A 1063-nucleotide genomic window follows, 5' to 3' on the forward strand; every position below is an offset into this window, starting at 1 on the left:
CCAGTAGAGCGTGGGCACCCAGTAGGACGAGAGGTCGATGCTCGGGTTGCAGTTGCTGGTGCCGGCCTGCAGGTCGCCGAGGTTGGACCGCCGTCCGGCTCGTCGACATCGCCGGGTTCCGCCGGCTGGCCCGGTTCCGCCGCAGCGAGCTGCTGCTCGCGCTCGGGGCGTTCGCCGGGGTCCTGGCCTTCGACATCCTCTACGGCATCCTCGCCGCGGTCGCCCTCTCGGTCGCCGAGATGCTCGCCCGGGTGGCCCGTCCCCACGACGCGGTGCAGGGGCTCGTGCCCGGGCTGGCCGGGATGCACGACGTGGACGACTACCCCGCGGCCCGCACGGTCCCCGGCCTGTTGGTCTACCGGTACGACTCACCCCTGTTCTTCGCCAACGCTGAGGACTTCCACCGGCGCGCGCTGGCCGCGATCGACCAGCAGGAGGAGCCGGTCGACTGGTTCGTGCTCAACGCCGAGGCCAACGTCGAGGTGGACATCACCGCGCTCGACGCGGTCGACCGGCTCCGGCGGGAGCTGGAAGCCCGCGGCATCGTGTTCGCGCTGGCGCGGGTCAAGCAGGACCTGCTCGACGAGCTGACCGCCTTCGGCCTGGCCGCCAGCGTCGGCGCGGACCGGATCTTCCCGACGCTGCCGACCGCCGTCGAGGCGTACGAGCACTGGCGGTGGGACCGCGACCGGCCGGCTTAGCCCCGGTGGAAACAAAGGCCCCGGCTGCCACAGCAGAAACGGCCCCTGAGCCTGGCGGGCGGGACCTTCGGCCCTACGGGGACGACCTACGCGGCGGGAGCGTGGAGGTATGGACGAGCTCCGCTTCACCTGCCAGGTGCACCGCCACACGACGACCCTCATGGTCCACGGCAGCGTCGAAGCCGACCGGTGCGACACCCTCCGCGACGCGATCGCGATGGCGTCGATGATGCGTGGTCGCGGACCGATCGTGGTCGATCTGACCGATGCCGGCCAGGTCGCACCGGACGCCGTGGCGGTGCTGCGTAACGCGGCCGCCTCCGCCTGCGGGTCGCGACCGGGGTCGCCGAACAGCAGGTCGG

The 1063-nt window shown here is 72.2% G+C and carries 2 protein-coding genes; both read left to right on the forward strand.

All coding sequences use genetic code 11. The annotated features are described in order from the left end of the window. Positions 1–701: STAS domain-containing protein (locus AB0H87_RS42020; RefSeq protein ID WP_360159502.1), on the forward strand; the 701-nt coding region annotated here is incomplete at its 5' end. A 109-nt stretch (positions 702–810) separates the two neighbouring features. Continuing rightward, the coding region (locus tag AB0H87_RS42025) for a hypothetical protein (RefSeq protein ID WP_360159505.1) at positions 811–1063 on the forward strand (253 nt) is incomplete at its 3' end.

The organism is Asanoa sp. NPDC050611 (genome assembly GCF_040654855.1).
Taxonomy (GTDB): Bacteria; Actinomycetota; Actinomycetes; order Mycobacteriales; family Micromonosporaceae; genus Asanoa.